The sequence below is a fragment of the Streptomyces sp. NPDC056580 genome (assembly GCF_042793175.1).
Lineage (GTDB): Bacteria > Actinomycetota > Actinomycetes > Streptomycetales > Streptomycetaceae > Streptomyces.
Genome location: NZ_JBHTVE010000007.1, coordinates 106,293 through 124,236, shown reverse-complemented (window position 1 = coordinate 124,236; position 17,944 = coordinate 106,293). Strand labels below are relative to the sequence as shown.

The window sequence follows — 17,944 nt, the reverse complement described above, 5'->3', positions numbered from 1 at the left end:
CGCTCGGCTTTTCGATCAGGTGTGTCACGTCCGGCGTCACGAACCGCACGTCGACTCCGAGGATCATCCGGCCGACGCTGCTCCTCGGATGCGGCTTCGACCCGCTATCTGTGGCTGCCGTCACGGAGAGTCAGATCTTCGGCGTCGGCGGCGGTGAGCGGTCCGGGCCGTCAGTGCTCGCCGAAGAAGATCTCCTTGACCTCACGCAGGGCGTAGTGGACCAGCACGTATCCAGCGGCCGGGTCGGCCCACCACAGGCCGGCCAGAGCGTTCAGCACGAGGCCCAGCAGCACGGCGGCGGCCAGCAGGCCGTCGATCAGGGTGACCCGGCCTTCCGTCTTCAGCACCGGGTTGTCCAGGGCGGTGCCGGTGCGTGTCTTGCCTGCGGCGAGCACGAACATGACCGCGGCCGTCACCGCCGTCCAGCCGATGCCCAGTGGCGAGCGGTGGGGCCGGAAGCCGGTGGCCAGTACCCAGGTGGACTGCACCAGCAGGTACACCGCCAGAAGCCCGAAGCCGAAACCGATCAACCTCAACGCACGGCGCCGGCGGTCCTCTCCGGTACCGGACAGCTCCCAGATCACCACGGTGGACGCGCCGATCTCGATCAGGGAGTCCAGGCCGAACCCGGCCAGCGCCACGGACCTCGCCGAGATCGCCGCGAGGGCGAGCACCACGATGCCGATCACGTTCCAACCGAGGGTGGCGTACTCGAGAGCCAAACCGCGGCGGAGAAGCGTCTGGCGGGCGGTGTCATCCGTTCTGGTCACCGCGAGATCTTCCCGCACCTGCCCGTCACGTTCCTCAGAGGGAGGCGTGAAAGGGACACCGATACGCCGTGACGGCTACGGCCGACTGCCGGGTGCCGATCGCGGACCTGAGCGGGTCCTGTGCCAGGAGGAGCAACACGAGGGGCAACGTATCAGCGGTGCGGGCCCCGATCAGAAGATCCCGAGCTCAGACGTGTGCCGCCTGTCGGGCTGCTTGCTCGTCTTGCCGGCGGCTGCCGCCATTTCGAAGGATGCCCCTCCCCGTCGGCGGCACGCTGGTCAGCGCCCTCGCCTCCGAAACAAACGCCGGTAGCTCCCCGCACGTCTCGCCCCACCCACGCCCCTCCCGGCGCCGGGGGCGATGGCGTCGGGCCGGCCGGGGTGAGGACGCATCCGGCGACTGGCCCGACCGCGAAAAGCAGATGTCGGAAAAAAGACCGCGGGCGACCGCGGCCTGGGGACGCAGGAGCAGCCGCACGGCCCGGCAGGAGGCGGACATGCACCATGAAGCCGTCACACGCGCGGACCACAGCACACCGGTCGTCGCCCCCGCCCCGCCCCACACCCGCTAGCCGGAGCGGCCCATGACAGCGCATCATCACAGCCGGCGAGCACCCCACGCCCGCGCCCTGGAAGCGGTGACGCCCAGCGCGCCCCGTGCGCTGGACCGCGTGCTCTTCCGGCAGCGCTGGCAGGACGTGGTGTTCCTGCACTGGCCGGCCGACCCCTTCGAGGTCGCCGGGCTGCTCCCGCCCGGGACGTTTCCCGACCTGAGCCACGGCCGGACCTACGTGGGCCTCGTCTTCTTCCGCATGCGGCATCTCGCCCTCGGGCCGCTGCCCCCGCTGCCGGGCGTCGGCGCCTTCGACGAGGTCAACGTACGCCTGTACAGCAGGGACGCGCTCGGCCGGCGCGGAGTGGTCTTCCGCTCCCTGGACTGCGACCGGCTCGCACCCGTCGCCGTCGCCCGAGCGGCGTTCGGACTGCCCTACCGCTGGTCGCGCACGCTCAGCCGCTGGTACGGCTCCCGCCTGCTGTACCGCTCCCGCGGACGCGCCGGGCCGCGGCCCACCAGCCAGGTCTGGGTCGACGTCACCGGCCGGTCCGTGGCGCCGCAACCCCTGGACGGGTTCCTGACCTACCGGTGGGGCCTGCACGCCCGCCTCTTCGAGCGCTCGTACTACCTGCCCAACACGCATACGCCGTGGACCTTCCAGCACTGCGACCTGCTCGACTGGGACGCCTCGGTCGTCGCAGCGGCGGGACTGACCCCACCCACGACACAACCGGTCAGCGTCCTGTACTCCCCTGGCGTGCGCGTGGAGTTCGGCCTGCCGGCCTTCCTGCCCCCTTCCCCCTGACCGGCGCGCCGGACGGTGACCCCGCCAGCCCGCTCACGGCACCCGGCCCCTGCGCGACGAACACCACGGCAACGAGGAAGCCACGGGGAACGCCCACCGTCCGCTCCGGCAAGGCCCCCGGTACTCGCCGTCCTCCGCGCTCTCCGCTCCGCTCCGCCCGAGCGAGCCGCGGCAGGAGACGGGGGACGTCGCTGTCTCACCGCACCGGTGCGCCCGGTGCACAACGCCGTTGCAGCTCGGTCAGCACCCGCACCGCGTCGCCCAGGCTCTCCGCCTGCAACAGGCCCGCCCCACCGTCCGTGGGGGAGCGCCACCCGGGACCGCACAGCAGCACCGGGGAACCGCTGCGCGCACCGCGGACGCCCCACCGGGCCGCCGCGACACGGCGTGCCATGCGCAGGTCCGCCGTGGGGCGGGTCTGGGACCACAGGGCCACTCCCGCGGGCGCGACCCGCTGCACCGTGCTCATCAGCGCATCCGCCGGTACCGAGCACCCCAGCATGAGCACCGTCAGACCGCCGTCGGCCAGCACGGCGGCCAGCGCCTCGAAAGGGAGGGTGTGGTACTCCCCGGCCGGACAGGACAGCATGACGGGAAGAGCGGGGGGATGCCGCTCGCCGTGGGTTGCGGACTCCACGTACCGGTGCCGCAACGTCGCCGAGATGTGCCAGGACAGCAGGTGTTCGACCTCGACGTACCGCTCACCGGACGACTGCCACTTGCGGCCGACCGCCCGCAGCGCGGGTGCCATGACCTCCTCCCAGGCCACAGCGGGCCCGTGGGCGGCAACTGCCTCGCGCAGCCGCTGCTGCACTTCGAGGCCGTCCATGCGCACCGCGGCGCGGGCCAGCCCCCTGCACTCGAGCCGGACGCGCCCGAGCGGCAGCCCGCTGCCCGCCTGCTCGGCCCGGGCCACGGGCTGGGCTGCGTCCTCTTGCACGGCGGGAGGAGTCCCCCCGCCTGGTGTTTCGGCCGGGTGCGCGCGCAGTCCCTGCCGCTGTGCGACGCGGGCGGCCTCCGCCGGTGACACACCCGTTGCGGTGAGCCGGCACATCTCCCGCATCATCGCCACGTCCTCGGGCGACCAGCGGCGATGACGGCCGTTCGCCCGCACCGCCGGCCCGAGACCGTAGCGGCGGTCCCAGGACCGCAAGGTCGTGGGGGACACCCCAAGCAGCCGGGCGAGCTGACCGGTGGTCATCCTCGCCTGCGAAGCGGGATCACCGCGCTGCTCCGTAGGTACGCCCCGACCGTTCGCCATGCAGATGGTTCGGACGCCGCCCCGTCCGCGGATGCGATGCCCCCTCCGCGTCCCCGGCGGAGCGGCGCAGGACACCCCGCGGGGAGCGGGAGCGACCCGCCCCGCCCCGTGACGGCACCGACGTGCGTGCTCGCATCGTTTGTGCGCTCCGGCGTGCTCAAATCCCGTACGCAGGCCGGTCCGGCCAGTCCCGCACCCACGACGACCACGTCCCACGGCCCGGCCGCCCACCCGACGGTCACCCCGCGGGATCCTGACACGGTGCGGGGGATGCTTGAGGGAAGCTCTGGGGGGCTTGCTGCGGCGGCTGGGCGGCGGCGAGATCCAGCAGGGCCGGAACGGACAACGAGGCCTCGGACGGATGCCGCCCGCCACGCTCCCTGTGCGGCGTGTAGCGGGTGCGGCGCCCGACGCGCTGCCTGCTGAGATAGCCGGCCTGTTCCAGATCGGCGATGACGGCCTGCGCGGTGCGTTCGGCTATCCGGCAGGCCGAGGCGATGTCCCGGACAAGCGCATCGGGATTCCGGGCTATCACCATGAGCACCCGGGCGTGTGGGGTGAGGAAGGACCAGCGTCCTTGGTCGTGGCCGTTCACGTGCGCTCCCTCGCAGCGGCGCGGTGTATCTGTCTCCCGTCTCACCTACGGGTGCGGGGTGGCAGCCGGATGCAGCCGGCCCTCACCTGTCGGCACGGTGAAGGCGTGGTCCCACAGCGGCGCGGGCACGTGCTGGCCCCAGGAGCGGTGCGGTTCGGACGCGGGGGAGTCTCCGGCCACTCCTCAAGCCGGACGCGGGGGAGTCTCCGGCCATCCCTGGAGCCGGACGCGGGGAGTCTTCGGTCACCCCCCAGCCGGACGCCGGGAGTCTTCGGTCACCCGGGTCGAGTGCGCCGAGCCCCCCGTCGTCGGTGCGAGGCGCGCAGCCCGCTGTGCGGGCGGACGCGGCGGTGGTGTCCGGGGGTCAGCGGTCGGCGTGCCGGTAACGGGCCCAGAGGGGCAGGACGTACCAGCAGGCCAGGTACCAGAGCAGGACGGCTCCGACGAGCCAGGGCACGAGCGCGTTGTGGGTGGCGACCCTCAGGACGAGCAGGAGCGAGGAGACCATGGTGGCCAGCAACAGGAGCAGGCCGACGAAGGTCAGGCGGGATGCGAGGCGAACGGCCTCGGGCTTGACCCGCTGCCCGGACACCAGGCGGTGCAGCGACACCGGTCCGATGAGGGCCCCGGTGGCGCAGGCGCCGAGGACCACGGTGACGATGTAGATGACCTGCTCGACGTGGCCCAGCTGGCTGTACTTGGGAGTGAAGACCACGGTGAGCAGGAACCCGAACAGGATCTGCACCCCGGTCTGCGCGACCCGCACCTCCTGGATCAGCTCGCCCCACTTGCGATCGGCGCGCTCTTCCGCCGTCTCGTCGCGCCCGGTTCGTCTCTCCGCATCTGTCATGGACTGCGGATAGCCGACATATGATCGCTCAAACAGGCGTTCTCCGGGGAGGGGCAGCGCAGGCGCCGGCCGCCGCGTCGGTCCCAGGTGCGGACGCTCAGGCCGGAGCGGTTGGCGAACGGCACCGGACTCGTCATGGAGCACTGCCGCGAGCGTGGCCAGACCGAACTCCCGGACTGCGGAAAGACCGCAGAATCGACCACCCCCAGCGGACTGTCACCGCCGGCGGGCGGGCTCCAGCCACTGCTGCATCCTTGTCCAGTCCAGCACAAGCCGATTGCTTTTCTCTGGCCGCTGAGTAGATGGGTGAGGCACCGCCCCGAAGTCGGGGCTGGTTGTCCAGTGGGGTGTCAGACTTCGGGTCGGGCGCAGGGGTGTGGCTGAGGGAGGGGAAGCAGAATTGGGTCTGGAGATCGAGAGCCGTCCGTCGGAACTGCCGTACATAGAGCGAGTCTGGCGCAGCCGCAGCGAAGACGTCAGCGCGATGATGTCGGTCGCGACGTCGCACTGGGAACTGGTGTTCTGGGAACGCCGAGGCGAGACACGGGCGGCGGTGCTGGGACCGGAGGCGAAGGCGTCTCGTGCGCCGGTCCCCGGGGACGCCGTCTTCTTCGGGATCAGTTTCGCGTTGGGCACCTCGATGCCGCACATCCCGGACAGCCGGCTGGTGGGCGGCAACACGGCGATCCCTGACGTGACCCGGCGGTCGCTGTGGCTGAAGGGGTCGGCCTGGCACGTCCCCGACTTCGACAACGCCGAGGCGTTCGTGCGGCGGATGGTACGAGAGGGCATCGTGGACCTGGAGCCGACTGTCACCGCGGTGCTCGGCGGCGCGGCCCCGGATGTCTCCGCTCGTACCCTGCAGCGGCGCTTCGTCGCGGCGACCGGCCAGACACAGGGCGCCATCCGGCAGGTCCGCCGCGCCCGCCAGGCAGCGGTGCTGATCCAGGAGGGGATACCGGCCCCGGAGGTCGTGCACCGGCTGGGGTACTTCGACCAGCCGCACCTGGCGCGTTCCCTGAAACGGTACGTGGGGCGACCGCCACGCAACTGGGCGCGCCTGACGCGGCGGAGCCGCTGTCGCTTCTGTACAAGACCTGCCCCTGAGCGCCTGCGTAGGTTTTCTGCCGTAGTCGACCGGGGCGGCCTGCCAGGCGGCGGCAAGCCACGGCCCCCGGATCATCACGGAGGAACCATGCGCAAGGTTGTCTCAAGTCTGTTCATTTCGCTCGACGGTGTCGTTCAGGTGCCCAACGAATGGCAGTTCGAGTTCGACGAGGAGATGGGCGCGACACTGGCCGGCACGCTGGAGAGCGCCGACACGATCCTGCTGGGTGGGAGGACGTTCACCGAGTGGGCCGGGTACTGGCCGACGGTGACCAGCGGTGAGGACGCCGGTTTCGCTAAGTGGATCAACGAGTCGCCCAAGTACGCCGTCTCCTCAACGCTGGACGGCGTCGACGACTGGGCGAACAGCACGCTGATCAAGGGCGACCTGGCGACCGCGGTCAACGAGCTCAGGGAGGCCGAGGGCAAGGACATCACCGTGGCGGGCAGCCCTACGCTGGTGCGCTCTCTGCTGGAACTGGACTTGCTGGACGAGCTCGTGCTGCTGATCCACCCGGTGGTGGCCGGCGAGGGCCGCAAGAAGCTGTTCGCCGACGACACCGCGCTGAAGAAGCTGCGGCTGGTGAGCGCCCGGCCGACAAGCAGTGGGGTCATCATCGCGACCTACCACCCGACACGCTGAGCCGGAGGCAGGATCAGCGAGCCCTGGCCGCTGTGTGCGGCGGCGACCGGTTCGTCCTCGTCCTGAGCGGCGAAATGTCGCGCGCGGGCCCCGTTAGGCAGCACACGGATCGGCACAGCCGGGCGTCGGGCCGTGGTTGTCAGCGTGGTCAGCTGAACGTGTTGCAGTTGGCGACGCGGCCGGAGCGGTAGCCGGTGGAGAACCATTGCTGGCGCTGGCTCGCGGAGCCGTGGGTCCAGGTGTCGGGTGTGACCTTGCCCTGGTAGCGCTGCTGGATACGGTCGTCTCCGACGGCGGCGGCCGCGTCCAGCCCGCGCTTGATGTCGTCCTTCGTCAAGTCGGTGATCAGTGGCTTACCGCTCTTGGGGTCGGGGGTGGTGGTGGCGTGGTGGGCCCAGACTCCGGCGAGGCAGTCGGCCTGCAACTCGAGTTTCACCGAGCCGCTGTTCTGGCCCTCTCCGCTGCCGCGGGAGATCGTTCCGCTGAGGTCCTGGAAGTGGTGGCCGTATTCGTGCGCGATGACGTAGGCCTCGGCGAACGGGCCGCCCTTGGCGCCGAACTTGCTGCTGAGGTCGTTGAAGAAGCCGAGGTCGAGATAGACCTTGTCATCGGCTGAGCAGTAGAAGGGACCGACGTCGGAAGACGCGTTCCCGCAGCCGGTGTTCACACTGCCGGTGAACAGGAACGTCGGGGCCTGCTGGTAGGGCTTGCCGGCGGCTGTCGCCGTCTGCTTCCAGAATGCCTGCACGCTGTCGACCACGGCGACGATCCGGCACTCGTCCTTGCGGTTGGCGTCGGCACCGGTCCGGCAGTCCGCCGCGAGGTCCGCGGCTGACTTGCCGGACGAGGACGTGTCGTTGCTGCCCGAGCCGAACATGCCGGGGTCGACACCCAAGAGCACGGACGCGACCAGCACCACGAGCCCGACCAGTCCTCCGCCGACGGTCTTCCCGCCGCCCGGGATCCCGCCCAGCGCACCTCCCCGACCGTCCTCGACCTCGGACGTGTCCAGAGCAGCATCGTCGTCGAATTGCATACGTTGACCTCCCTCAACCAGCACGCCGGACCGCCCCGCGTCGTCCCGCTCGCCTACCCCGTACGAGGACATCCTCATCCGATACTTTCTTCAGCGGTGACCGACTGACGCGGTGCGAGGGCGATGAACCACTGGAAGTGACGCCCGCCACAGTGCCGGCCTAGTCCCACCAGTTGAACATCAGCTCGCCGACTGTGCCGGGACGCCAGTAACGCACCTGTTCCAGCTCTGCCTCGGCGAGCTCGCTGATGTCAGCCGCGGCCAACGGCGTGCTCAGTTCGTCGACGTCCAGCAGCCGGAAGCCGCCCAGCTCGAACGTGTCCGCCCACGCCGGTGGCGATGTGAAGTCCGTCAGAGGCGCACCAGCCCGTGGCGGATCCACGCACGACTCAACTCTCGTTCCGTCCGTCAGGTCTCACAAGGATGCCAAGTGACCGAGCGACTGATCACGCACCGATTCTGCCACCCGCCGAAGTCCTCCCCGGGGGCCATCTCGGCCACGAGGGAGAATTCCGCGGACCTGCCCCTGGGGGATCACGCGTGCGCACGGTCTGGGCCGGGGCGGCACGCCCGTTTTCCGGCGTGCCGCCCCGCTGAGCGTGCGTGCGCTCCCCCTTACGAGCCACACCCTGGACAGGGGTCAATCGGGAATGGACCAGAGCTGGTTGGTGCGTCCGTTGCAGGTCCACTGGATGACGGCCGCGTTGTTGGCCGTCGAGGCGCCGCGCACGTCGGCGCACTTGCTGCTGTGGGTGGGCTTGAGTGGTGTCTTCGAGGGGGCGCCGATGTTGATGTAGAAGGACTGGTTGGAGGCGCCGACGCAGGTGTACTGGTCGATGGCCGCTCCCTTGGCCTTGCTGGCACCGTGGACGGTGAGGCACTTGCCGCTGTGCGCATTGCGCAGCGCGTACGAGACGCCTCCGGTCCATTCGAACGTCCAGCGCTGGTTGGCGCCTCCCACGCAGGTGTACTGATCCACCTTGGCGTTGTTGGCCTTGCTGGCGCCGTGCACGGTCAGGCATTTGCCGCTGTGCCGGTTCTTGATGTACCCGACGACGGATGAGGCGTTGGAGGCCGTCCTCGCGGCCGGCTGCGCGTGCGTCGACCCTGTGGGTGCGGTCGCGCTCGCGGGTGTGCTGGCGGCTGCGCCGATCAGGCCCGCTGCGGCCCACGCGACGAGCACGGCGGTTTTTGATGTCCTCACTGTTTTCACCCCGTCAGGTACCACTTCTGATTGGTGCCGCCGTTGCACGACCACTGGATGATCGGCGCGTTGTTGCCGGTCGATGCTCCCTGCACGTCCAGGCACTTGCCGCTGCGGTAGGACTTGATGGCGGTCTTGCCGCCGAAAGCGAGATGACCGACGAAGAGCTGGTCGCCGGCGCCGTTGCAGGTCCACTGCACCAGCGGCGCCCCCTTGCGCTTGCTTCCGCCCAGGATGGACAGGCACTTTCCGCTCTGATAACCCGTCACCCGCACCAGGCCGTTCGAATGCAGCTTGTAGACGACCCACCACTGGTTCTGGGCGCCGCTGATGCACCGGTACTGATCGATCCGGGCCCCCTTGGCCGTGCTGGCGCCGTGGACCGTCATGCACTTTCCGCTGTGCTGGTTCTTGATGTAGTAGACGTTGTCCGCGGCTCCCGTGACGTGCTGGAGGACCGTCGCTGGGGGAGCGGGCGCAACAGCTCCTGCGGTTGACCCGGTGAAGGCCATGCTCGCACCGAGCAATGTGGCGCCGAGGGCCGTGGCCAAACGAGAACTCATTGCCGTGTGATCCCTTCTGCGTGAGATGGGTGGTCATCGTGGAGGCGTGGTCTCAGCCCCCGATGAACACTCGTTCGCTGCTGTAGGCGGTGTCGCACGTGTGCTGGATGAGCCATGCGCCGTTGCGGGTGCTGGACCCGGCGATGTTCAGGCACCTTTCGCTGTAGGCCTTGCGCGCTGCCGACGTCCTGCTCGTACGACTGGCTGTGGGAGTCGCCGCGGCGGCAGGTCCCCCGCACCAGGCGCGTGCCGTTGGCCCTCGCAAAGCGGGGGCGTTGGCGCCCGCGCATCTCCCTGATCGGCATGCGGTGACTCCCTTCGTTTCTCTTGTCCGTTCGCCAAAGGTGACGACCCGTCCGCCTGGCCTCGACTGTTCCGGTCGCGGCATTGAATGGCAGCCCGCTTCCGCCACTCTGATCAATGGCGGACTGCGCTGATCAGGGCACCGGCGTGCGGGGCCGTCCGGGTCGGAAAGCGAGGGTTGTCGCCGCTGTGAGGCGTGCGTGGCTCGGCGGGCGATCGGTCCGCGTCCAAGGGGGAAGCGGGGGAGGGGGCGAGGGGGAGCGACGCCTGGTCGTCCGGAGAGCCCGCTGGACCCGACCGCCCGGCCGGTGCAACGGGTGGCGTCCGAGTTACGCGCGCTCGTGCCGAGGCCGGCAGCCCGACCTAGCGGTCGTCGGCGCAGCGCACGGGTCGGGCAGCGGGCACGCTGTCGCAGGCGGCCGCAGGCGAGCGACTGCTAGCCCTGCCAAGTCCGCCCAGAATGTCGTCGTCGGGCGTGGTGCTGCCGGAACACATCGGCAACACCACGCCGCCGGCTCCTGCTTCGTCGGGTTCCTGCTGGTGAGCGTGCAGGCATCACCGCCCACATCGCCCTGCTAGGCGCCCCAGACGGCGCGATCGCCGGCCCCCTTCTAACAGCAGGGCAGGCGGGCAGGACGCACGGGACTTCGAGATGAGCGGGACGGTAGCCGGACGCGGACCGGGCGCTCGTACCGAGCTGTCTTCACGGGAGCGGTCCGAGCAGCAGCCTGACCCGCCGACCCCGACCTGAACCTCCTTGGGCGTAGAAGCCTGAGCCTATGCCCGGGGTGTGCCGTCCCAGCGCCATGTGGTGAGACGAGGGTGTCCGGGTAGTTCGGCCCGTCCGGTCGCCCACAAGAGGGTGAGCCAGGGGTCCGTGGGCGACGGTGCGTCCGGAAACAGCCGGGCGAGCACCCGAGAGCACAGATCGGCAGGCGGGCTCCATGCGAGGCCGAGCCCTTGTGTCAGGTCGTGCGTGTGCACCAGGGTCTCCACGATCCCCATCGCGGCGAAGCCCTCGGGATCCGAGACGCCGAAGACGTGGTGAGCGCGGGTCTGCGGAGGCCTCGTGCGCACCATGGCGACCAGCATCGCGCCGCTCGCTTCCAGGACCTGCAGCAGGCCCACGGGCCCCGCCTCGCGGTTCGCGTGAATGGCGTTCGCTGGGCCGCCGGGCCGTCGGCTCTCCCACACGAAGGGCACTTCGCCGTCCAAGGGCGGTGTTGTGGGCCCCAGCTGCGCAGCGTAGGCGAAGAGATCGTCACTGAGGTGCTCGACGGTTTCCCAGCAGTCCCATTCAAGCGAACCGGCCTTGCTTTCCCACATGGCTTGGGGCGCCTCGCGAAGGACTGCCAAAGCGAGTTGCAGAGCAAGGTGGACGTCGTCCGCGGTGACGGGGGGCTGGGAGCGGGCAATATCGGGTGATCGGGACATGGCAAGACCGTATCGGGCGCGGAGGGAGCGGCCCCTCCCTTTTTGATCAGTGGGCCATCAACCCGGTGAAGGTTCGCGGTCACAGCACTAGCTGTGCATCCCCCGTGCCGCCAGGCACCGAAGCGCACTGCCCGCCGGCCCGCCCCGGCTAGGCGCTCGCGCTGTGCAACGGAGCGGGCGGTAGCAGCGGCGCCACCCGCTCTCCCAGGTCGTTCGGAACAAGATCAGCCCTCATCCTGATGCCGGGCAGAACACAGGTCGAAGACGCCGCCGCAGGTCCGGTCGAAGTCATCCGTTGACGGATGGCTGCTGTTCCGCGTCCGACGTCCGTTCCCGCTCGAGTTCGAGCACTGCGGCGGTGCCGCGGGCGACTAGGGGGGACCGGCGCAGGGCTGTGGCCGCGGAGAACACGACCGGGGCCGCGGCAAGTGAGAAGCACACAGGCAGGGGGAATCGGCCCACCAACAGCCCTGTGGCGGCTGTCGCCCCCGCTGAACCGGCGTTGAAGGCAGTGTTGACCCATGCGCCCGCTTTGGTGCGGGCGGCCGGACTGGCGCACTCATCGGCGATCAGGTACCCGGTGGTGATGGCCGGGGCGACGAACAGACCGCTGAGCGCAGCCCACACGATGAGCACGTAGGGATGGGGGGAGAGCCCCGTCGCGGCCAGGGTCAGCCCCAGGGCCGCCGCAAGGAATGCCAGCCGCGGTCTGCTTGAGGCGCGCCATGCGACGGCGCCGTAGACCAGGCCGCCGATTGCGCTGCCTCCGGACAGGGCGGCCAGGACCCAGGCAACCACCTCAGGGTCTCTGTGCTCGTCGGCGAAGGCGATCACGAGGAGATCGAACGCTCCCAGACACACGCCCACCGCGGCGGAGGTGGCGATCGCCTGACGCAGCCCGGGGCTGCCATGCAGCAGACGCCAGCGCAACGGGGCAGGCTGCACCGCTGAGACGGGTCCCTCTTCCGGCGCCAGCCCGGCGGGGGTCTTCTCACGAGCAACCCAGCCGCGGACCGCCGGAGACGAGATCAGGGCGAGTGAACCGGTCGACACGAGTGCGGCGCTGACTGCGAGACCGACCGACGGCGCCGCGACGTGCACCAGCACTCCCACCAGCAGCGGCCCTGTGACAAAGAGGAGTTCCTCGGCGACCGTGTCCAGACTGTACGCACGCTGCAACAGCCGCCGGTCGGGAACCAAGTCGCTCCACAACGTCCGCATCACCGGGCCGAGCGGTGGCGTACACGCGCCGGCGGACACCGCCAACACCCCCAGCAGAACTCCTGGCGCACCCGGCCACGAGGTCGCGAAGGCCAACCCGGTCAGCAACAGCGCATAGGCAGCTGCCACGGGGAGCAGAGCTCGGCGTGGCCCGTACCGGTCGATCAGACCAGCACGGGTCGGCGAGAGAAGGACACTGGTCAGCCCGAACAGCGCCATGACGGTGCCGGCTACGGCATAGGAGTTGGTGGCCTCTTTGATCGCCAGCACCAGCGACAAAGAGACCATTCCGTAGGAAAGCCGGCCCAGCAGTGCCGCACCGAACGTGCGGCAGGCGTAGCGCGTGCGCAGCACAGCCGCATACGAAAGGGCCATGGAAGACGAAGACATGATCATGTTCCTCGGGGACAGCGCCGACCTGATGGCGCTCAAACGTGCATGGGCGGCAAGAACCGCGCCCGGTGGGCGCAGTCAGCACTGGCTCCTATGCACGAGAGAGGAACATGCGGGCACCGTAGCAGAACGTGGGGCTGGCCGGGCCACGCCCGTCATCGCAGGTGTTGGCAAACGATGGCGAGCTGAAGCGTCGGCGCATCAACGCTGCTTGGCTCGCGGGCGGGTTCTCGCCTGCCAGCCCGCGCCCTAGACTGCGACCGCTCCGGAATCTGACGATCTTTTGGAGGGTGTGCAGGATGAACCGAGCTCTCATGACCGCATTGGCGGCGGCAGCGTTGGTCGTGTCCGGGGGCAGCACCACCGCCTCCGCCTCCGGTGCCCCGCCGCGTACCACGCACGGTCCTTGCCAGTACACCCAGACCCCGGACGAGCCGGCGGCGCGGCCGGTTCCCCTGCCGCCCGATCCACGACGCACCCCCAGTCACGGCACCGTCGATGTGGCTGTCCGGACCAGTCAGGGCCCGCTCCCGCTTCGTCTGGACCGGGCGAAGGCGCCGTGCACGGTCCAGAGCTTCGTGCACCTGGCGCAGCACCGGTTCTACGACCGCACGGTGTGCCATCGGCTGACGGCGTACCCGACCCTGAAGGTCCTGCAGTGCGGCGACCCGACCGGCACCGGCGAAGGCGGGCCGGGGTACAAGTACAAGGACGAGCTGCCGGTGGACCTGCCGCCGGCACCGAGCGATCCGACCGGCGCCCGTCGCCTTTACGGGCGCGGTCTGCTGGCGATGGCCAACGCCGGGCCGGACACGAATGGTTCCCAATTCTTCGTCGTCTACGGTGATTCCGCGCTGCGACCGAACTACACGGTGTTCGGCACGGTCGGTGCCACGGGCTTGGAGACGCTCGACAAGATCGCTGCCGGCGGTATCGAGCCAACTGCGCAGGACCCGGCGCCCGTCGACGGCACGCCCGTGCTGCGCACCGAGCTGCTCAGCGTCCGGCCGTCCTGCCGGCCCTAGCGGTTTCCGGCGCGGTCAGGGCGGTCCAGCTACGCGTCTGGCCGCGCCGCTGCTACGAAAGGCCGACGGTTGCTACGAGCAGCAGCAGGCCCGACCCCGCAACAGGCCTGACGCGTAACGGCCCCTTCTGCTCCACTACACGGAGGCCGTGTGAAGTAGCTGGGTCAAGCGCCGACGAGGCCCCTCGGGAGACCGGAGTGCGTGCGCAGCGGGGCTTCGCCCGCTGTCGTAGCGCCTACCGCGCGGCAGCCGGGGTCGCGGGGCGAGGGTTGATCGGCGCGAGCACGCCGAGACGGTCCTCGATCGCTTGGGCAGCGGCCAGGCACAGGTCTTCCCGGAACGCGCGCGCGATGATCTGTACACCGGATGGCAGTCCGTCGGCGAGTCCGGTTGGTACGGCGACCGCGGGTACGCCCACGAAGCTGGTCACCGTGCACAGGCGCATGCCCTTGGCCACCCGTTCCCGCCCCGCTTCGTCGCGTGATTCCAATCCCGGCTCGACGGGCGGCTCGGTGAACACCGGTCCGAGTAGCAGCGGGTACTCGTCAAGGAACTCTGCCCAGGAGCGGCGGATGCCGAGCCAGGCTCCCATAAGCTTCGTGAGCTCCGCGGCGTTCGCGGGCGGTGTCCTGTCCATGGCCATCTGGATGCTGCGCGACGCAGGCTAGACGTAGGGGAGATAGCGGACGTTCCGCGTTTGGACGAGGCGCTAGAGGCGTACGGCCGGATCACCGTCACGGAATTCGCCCCGACCTGGCCGGTGGTGCGGAAACTGCTCGGCGAAGGCGGAGACCTCTACGCCGCTCACCGGCCCGCTGAAAACGCGGCCCCGAACTCGTGGGCGGCCGTGTGGAAGGTGGAGCGGTCGATCAGCGCCCTGGCCAGTGCTCGTGCTCCGTCCACCGGATCGTGCTGAGACAGTCGACGGGCCAAGCGCACTCCGTCGTCGAACAAGGGGCGCGCTCGCTCCACGAACCGCTGGCTGCGCTGCTCCCAGTGAACGGCGGAGCGGATGGTGAAGGCCCTTTGCAGCCTGACCAGTTCGCCCAGATGCTCGTCCGCACCCTCCGAGGCACGCACGGCAAGCGCGTCCACCGCTTCCCCAAGAGCATGACGGCCATCGACGTAGCGCCGTCTGGCATCGGACGACCAGGGTATGGGTGCCGCCCCTGAGCGGAGACGTGGTTCACGGGCGAGGGCAGGCCGGCGCCGTCCACGACGTTCGGGCCGCGCGCGAGCACGGCATCATGGAGGCACTCGCCGAGGCCGACATCACCTGCTGGGCAGACAAGGGGTACCAGGGTGCAGGCGGCACGGTCCGTCTCCCTTACCGCGGCCGATGGGACAGCCTCTCCATCGGCGCGGCATCTCGTCCGTGCGAAGCCCTATGCGGTGCTGTTCGCCGGTGGCCGCTGCCTCGAGTGCGGCAGCCGGCACCGTGCGCGAGGAAGGTGGATCTCGGGACCGTTGGCCATGGGTAGATCCACGAGTCGGGGCCGGGGGCCAGGGTCACTCGGTCAGCCAACACCCACCCACCGAACGGGTGAAACAGCGCTGAACAAGGCTGGCGAGCCGCTCCACCTGCTCCCGACTCAGAGTGGCCCGCCTGCTCTTGACGTTCGACAGCCATACCCCGAGCCGAACCGCTGTCCAATCCGCCAGCACCGCGGTGTGGTACGGCTGATGGCTTCCACACCGTCTGTGCGCGCCCGGTACTGCTCAAGGGCCGCACACCCGCCGGCCCATGACAACACGCCCCAGCCGCAAACTTCACGGCCTTGACACTAGTCCACGACCAGCACCAGCTTCCCCGTCGTCCGGCCGGTTTCGCCCAGCTCGTGTGCTTTGGCGGCCTCGGCCAGCGGGAAGGTCCTCGCGATCGTCGCCTTCAGCTGCCCCGCCTCCGCCATGCGGGCGACCTGCTGCATCCCGTACCGGTCGGCGTCCACCAGGATCCGCACCCCCCGCACCCCGAGCCGCTCGGCCTCGTCGAAGAAGTCCTGGCCGCCGAACGGCACGATCGACACCACGATCCCGCCCGGCCGCAGCACCTCCAGCGAGCGCACGGACGTCTCGCCGCCCAGGGTGTCGAGGACGACGTCGACGTCCCGCACCGCCTGCGTGAAGTCCGTGGACCGGTAGTCGATTGGCTCGTCCACGCCGATCTCCCGCAGGAAGTCGTGCTTGCCCGCGCTCGCCGTGCCGATCACGTATGCGCCGAGCGTCTTGGCGATCTGCACCGCCACGTGCCCGACCCCGCCGGCCGCAGCGTGGATCAGCACCCGCTGCCCGGACCGCAGGCCGGCGTGCTCGGTCAGCGCCTGCCACGCCGTAAGCGAGACCAGCGGCAGCGCGCCCGCCTGGACGTGGTCGATCGAGGCGGGCTTGTGCGTCAGGGCGCGGACCGGGGAGATGACGTACTCGGCGTGCGAGCCGTGGCCGAAGGGGTAGGGGAGCATGCCGAAGACCTCGTCGCCGGGCCGGAACGCGGCCGCGCCGATGCCGGTCTCGGCGACCTCGCCGGAGACGTCCCAGCCGAGCACGAACGGGGGGTCGCCGATGAATCCGCCGGTCGCCCGGTGCTTCCAGTCGGTCGGGTTGACCCCGGCGGCCCGCACCCGGACCAGCACCTCGTTCGGACGCGGCGTGGGCCGCTCCAACGTCACTTCCTTCAGGACCTCGGGTCCGCCGAGGACGTCCTGGCTGATGGCGCGCATCGTGTTCATATCGTTCATGGTCACCCAGCCTGCAGTGGTTCGCCTGTCCGGGATACGGCATCAAGGTCATCCTCCGAAAGGCTCGTGCCATGCGTGGCGCCTTCCCGGTCCGGTCGTGGCCTGTTCCTCTCGGCCGTCGCCGGTCGGGGGATCACGGCCGTGGAACGCGTCATCGGTGTCGCGGGCCCCGGACTCGGCAACCTCCGTGGCGGCCTGGTGGCGTCGGCCACCTCCGCCTCCTTCTCCTTGGTCTTCGACGGACTGTCCGCCATCCTGACGATCGCCGCCGTGTCCGCGGCCGACGTGCCCCTTCGCACCTACTGCCCGCCATGCGACGGTCGCAGTGAAGGGTGGCCTGGTCGGCGACGAAACAGCGGCTCGGGCGTCATCCTTGGACCGTCGAGCGCACCGTCTCCTGGCTTGCTGGGGGCGCCGACGTCACCGTCGCACCGAACGCAAGGCCGAGCACTTCCTTGCCTTCGCCGGCATCTCTGCGGCGTTGATCTGCTTCCGGCGCCTCGCACGTGAGCATCATGGAGTTCGCCGGTGCTGCACGAAGTCACGCCGCCGGGGCCAGGTCCGCGAGGACTTCGTGCTGGAGACCGTGTACTGGGACGCCGGTACTGCCCGGCTCCTGCCCCGGCTGCTTAAAGGGGCGCACCCGCGGGCCCGTGTCCGTCGCCCATCGACGCCCCGGCCCGGGGAAGGTCGTCAGCCCTCGTGACATCTGCCCGGATACCGGCTTTGCCCGGCTGTCGTACGGGCAGGCCCGCGCCCTGCTGGACGAGCACACCGCCGTACGCGGGCCCGGGACGGGCTGGGATCTGCAGGAGTACCGGCACTCCTCCCTGACTCACCTCGGCGAGGCGGGGGCGAGTCTGCTAGCGGCGCGGCCTGCTGGCTGAGCCGCAACGCAGCAACGGCGGCCACCGCCTCTACGGCGAGGACGCCGTCGTCGCGCTAAGGGTGATCAAGGCCGCCCAGCGGCTCGGGTTCACGCTGGAGGAGGTCGCCGAACTGCTGGAGGCCGGCCGCCACCGGCCCGGCCGCCCCGTGGCCGGGCTCCAGGACCGCGCCGCGGCCAAGCTCGCCGAGGTCGACGCGAAGATCGCCGACCATCGACCTCGCCGAGGAGGACCGCCATGCCGGACCTTGCTGCTGACCGCCCGCACCGCGGCCCCGAAGGCGCTCGGAGGCCTGGCCGCGCTGGCCTGCGTGGCGTGCTGCGCGCTTCCCGTCCTGATCACCGCCGGGGTCGTGGGCGCCGGCGCGGGGGCGGTGGTGGGCTGGCTGCCCGCCCTCGCCGTCGTCCTGGCCGTGCTCGCCGCCGGAAGCTGGTGGCTCGGCCAGCGCCATCGCTCCTGCTCCTGGACGGCGAAGACCGCAGGTGAGGACGGGTGCGGCTGCAAGGGGTCGGAGGACCCGCTGAAGATCGGCGACGCGGGCCGGCAGATCGTTTGA

16 protein-coding genes and 3 pseudogenes are annotated in these 17,944 nt (G+C 70.2%); 6 read left to right on the top strand and 13 right to left on the bottom strand.

The features are described 5' to 3' along the window. Positions 1–170: 170 nt before the first annotated feature. Positions 171–770, bottom strand: a complete 600-nt coding sequence (locus ACFQ9Z_RS17040; RefSeq protein ID WP_383017546.1) for a cation transporter — start codon at positions 768–770, stop codon at positions 171–173. Positions 771–1,354: 584 nt separating this feature from the next. Here ACFQ9Z_RS17040 and ACFQ9Z_RS17035 point away from each other — a divergent pair. Continuing rightward, complete coding sequence (locus ACFQ9Z_RS17035; RefSeq protein ID WP_383017542.1) at positions 1,355–2,131, top strand: YqjF family protein; 777 nt, start codon at positions 1,355–1,357, stop codon at positions 2,129–2,131. Between the two features lie 196 nt (positions 2,132–2,327). On the opposite strand, the gene ACFQ9Z_RS17030 is transcribed toward ACFQ9Z_RS17035, so the two are convergent. The 3 genes from ACFQ9Z_RS17030 to ACFQ9Z_RS17020 all read right to left on the bottom strand — a co-directional run bounded on the left by ACFQ9Z_RS17030 (position 2,328) and on the right by ACFQ9Z_RS17020 (position 4,837). Beyond that, positions 2,328–3,332, bottom strand: a complete 1,005-nt coding sequence (locus ACFQ9Z_RS17030; RefSeq protein ID WP_383017538.1) for a MerR family transcriptional regulator — start codon at positions 3,330–3,332, stop codon at positions 2,328–2,330. 298 nt (positions 3,333–3,630) lie between these two features. Further along, the gene (locus ACFQ9Z_RS17025; RefSeq protein ID WP_383017535.1) at positions 3,631–3,987 is read right to left on the bottom strand and encodes a helix-turn-helix transcriptional regulator; all 357 of its coding nucleotides are present in this window, start codon (positions 3,985–3,987) and stop codon (positions 3,631–3,633) included. 364 nt (positions 3,988–4,351) lie between these two features. Continuing rightward, a complete protein-coding gene (locus ACFQ9Z_RS17020) occupies positions 4,352–4,837 on the bottom strand; it encodes a DUF6328 family protein (RefSeq protein WP_383017532.1) in 486 nt (161 codons plus the stop codon). A gap of 400 nt (positions 4,838–5,237) precedes the next feature. Here ACFQ9Z_RS17020 and ACFQ9Z_RS17015 point away from each other — a divergent pair, with 400 nt between their 5' ends. Further along, positions 5,238–6,587: a dihydrofolate reductase family protein gene (locus ACFQ9Z_RS17015; RefSeq protein WP_383017529.1), complete on the top strand. Its 1,350-nt coding sequence runs from the start codon at positions 5,238–5,240 to the stop codon at positions 6,585–6,587. A 148-nt stretch (positions 6,588–6,735) separates the two neighbouring features. Here the strand turns inward: ACFQ9Z_RS17015 and ACFQ9Z_RS17010 are convergent, their stop codons facing one another. From ACFQ9Z_RS17010 to ACFQ9Z_RS16985, 6 genes are all read right to left on the bottom strand, one after another. Beyond that, on the bottom strand, positions 6,736–7,623 hold the full coding sequence (locus ACFQ9Z_RS17010; protein ID WP_383017526.1) for a neutral zinc metallopeptidase: 888 nt from the start codon (positions 7,621–7,623) through the stop codon (positions 6,736–6,738). Between the two features lie 160 nt (positions 7,624–7,783). Further along, complete coding sequence (locus tag ACFQ9Z_RS17005) at positions 7,784–8,005, bottom strand: hypothetical protein (protein WP_383017523.1); 222 nt, start codon at positions 8,003–8,005, stop codon at positions 7,784–7,786. A 258-nt stretch (positions 8,006–8,263) separates the two neighbouring features. Beyond that, complete coding sequence (locus ACFQ9Z_RS17000) at positions 8,264–8,827, bottom strand: RICIN domain-containing protein (RefSeq protein WP_383017520.1); 564 nt, start codon at positions 8,825–8,827, stop codon at positions 8,264–8,266. A 5-nt stretch (positions 8,828–8,832) separates the two neighbouring features. Continuing rightward, complete coding sequence (locus ACFQ9Z_RS16995; RefSeq protein WP_383017517.1) at positions 8,833–9,378, bottom strand: RICIN domain-containing protein; 546 nt, start codon at positions 9,376–9,378, stop codon at positions 8,833–8,835. Positions 9,379–10,470: 1,092 nt separating this feature from the next. Beyond that, entirely contained in the window at positions 10,471–11,127 is a 657-nt protein-coding gene (locus ACFQ9Z_RS16990; RefSeq protein ID WP_383017514.1) for a hypothetical protein, read from the bottom strand. Positions 11,128–11,415: 288 nt separating this feature from the next. Beyond that, positions 11,416–12,738, bottom strand: coding sequence for an MFS transporter (locus ACFQ9Z_RS16985; RefSeq protein ID WP_383017511.1), 1,323 nt, complete (start codon positions 12,736–12,738; stop codon positions 11,416–11,418). A 317-nt stretch (positions 12,739–13,055) separates the two neighbouring features. Here ACFQ9Z_RS16985 and ACFQ9Z_RS16980 point away from each other — a divergent pair, with 317 nt between their 5' ends. Further along, a complete protein-coding gene (locus ACFQ9Z_RS16980; protein ID WP_383017508.1) occupies positions 13,056–13,766 on the top strand; it encodes a peptidylprolyl isomerase in 711 nt (236 codons plus the stop codon). Positions 13,767–14,001: 235 nt separating this feature from the next. Here the strand turns inward: ACFQ9Z_RS16980 and ACFQ9Z_RS16975 are convergent. Next, positions 14,002–14,421: pseudogene (locus tag ACFQ9Z_RS16975) on the bottom strand (amidase family protein); the annotation flags it as partial. A gap of 149 nt (positions 14,422–14,570) precedes the next feature. After that, a complete protein-coding gene (locus ACFQ9Z_RS16970; RefSeq protein ID WP_383017505.1) occupies positions 14,571–14,846 on the bottom strand; it encodes a hypothetical protein in 276 nt (91 codons plus the stop codon). Positions 14,847–14,971: 125 nt separating this feature from the next. Between ACFQ9Z_RS16970 and ACFQ9Z_RS16965 the strand changes: the two are divergent. Further along, positions 14,972–15,127 (top strand): annotated as a pseudogene (locus ACFQ9Z_RS16965) (IS5/IS1182 family transposase); the annotation flags it as partial. Between the two features lie 423 nt (positions 15,128–15,550). Here the strand turns inward: ACFQ9Z_RS16965 and ACFQ9Z_RS16960 are convergent. Next, positions 15,551–16,501: an NADP-dependent oxidoreductase gene (locus tag ACFQ9Z_RS16960; protein WP_383017502.1), complete on the bottom strand. Its 951-nt coding sequence runs from the start codon at positions 16,499–16,501 to the stop codon at positions 15,551–15,553. Between the two features lie 535 nt (positions 16,502–17,036). Here ACFQ9Z_RS16960 and ACFQ9Z_RS16955 point away from each other — a divergent pair. Both ACFQ9Z_RS16955 and ACFQ9Z_RS16950 read left to right on the top strand, forming a co-directional pair. After that, positions 17,037–17,367, top strand: a pseudogene (locus ACFQ9Z_RS16955) (site-specific integrase); the annotation flags it as partial. A 10-nt stretch (positions 17,368–17,377) separates the two neighbouring features. Further along, positions 17,378–17,944, top strand: a complete 567-nt coding sequence (locus ACFQ9Z_RS16950) for a MerR family DNA-binding protein (protein ID WP_383018432.1) — start codon at positions 17,378–17,380, stop codon at positions 17,942–17,944.

What these genes read in the sequence shown, in the direction of transcription:
- ACFQ9Z_RS17035 (WP_383017542.1), top strand. Translation starts at nt 1,355, where the DNA reads ATGACAGCGCATCATCACAGCCGGCGAGCACCCCACGCCCGCGCCCTG.
- ACFQ9Z_RS17030 (WP_383017538.1), bottom strand. Translation starts at nt 3,332, where the DNA reads ATGACCACCGGTCAGCTCGCCCGGCTGCTTGGGGTGTCCCCCACGACC.
- ACFQ9Z_RS17020 (WP_383017532.1), bottom strand. Translation starts at nt 4,837, where the DNA reads ATGACAGATGCGGAGAGACGAACCGGGCGCGACGAGACGGCGGAAGAG.
- ACFQ9Z_RS17010 (WP_383017526.1), bottom strand. Translation starts at nt 7,623, where the DNA reads ATGCAATTCGACGACGATGCTGCTCTGGACACGTCCGAGGTCGAGGAC.
- ACFQ9Z_RS16990 (WP_383017514.1), bottom strand. Translation starts at nt 11,127, where the DNA reads ATGTCCCGATCACCCGATATTGCCCGCTCCCAGCCCCCCGTCACCGCG.
- ACFQ9Z_RS16985 (WP_383017511.1), bottom strand. Translation starts at nt 12,738, where the DNA reads ATGTCTTCGTCTTCCATGGCCCTTTCGTATGCGGCTGTGCTGCGCACG.
- ACFQ9Z_RS16980 (WP_383017508.1), top strand. Translation starts at nt 13,056, where the DNA reads ATGACCGCATTGGCGGCGGCAGCGTTGGTCGTGTCCGGGGGCAGCACC.
- ACFQ9Z_RS16960 (WP_383017502.1), bottom strand. Translation starts at nt 16,501, where the DNA reads ATGAACGATATGAACACGATGCGCGCCATCAGCCAGGACGTCCTCGGC.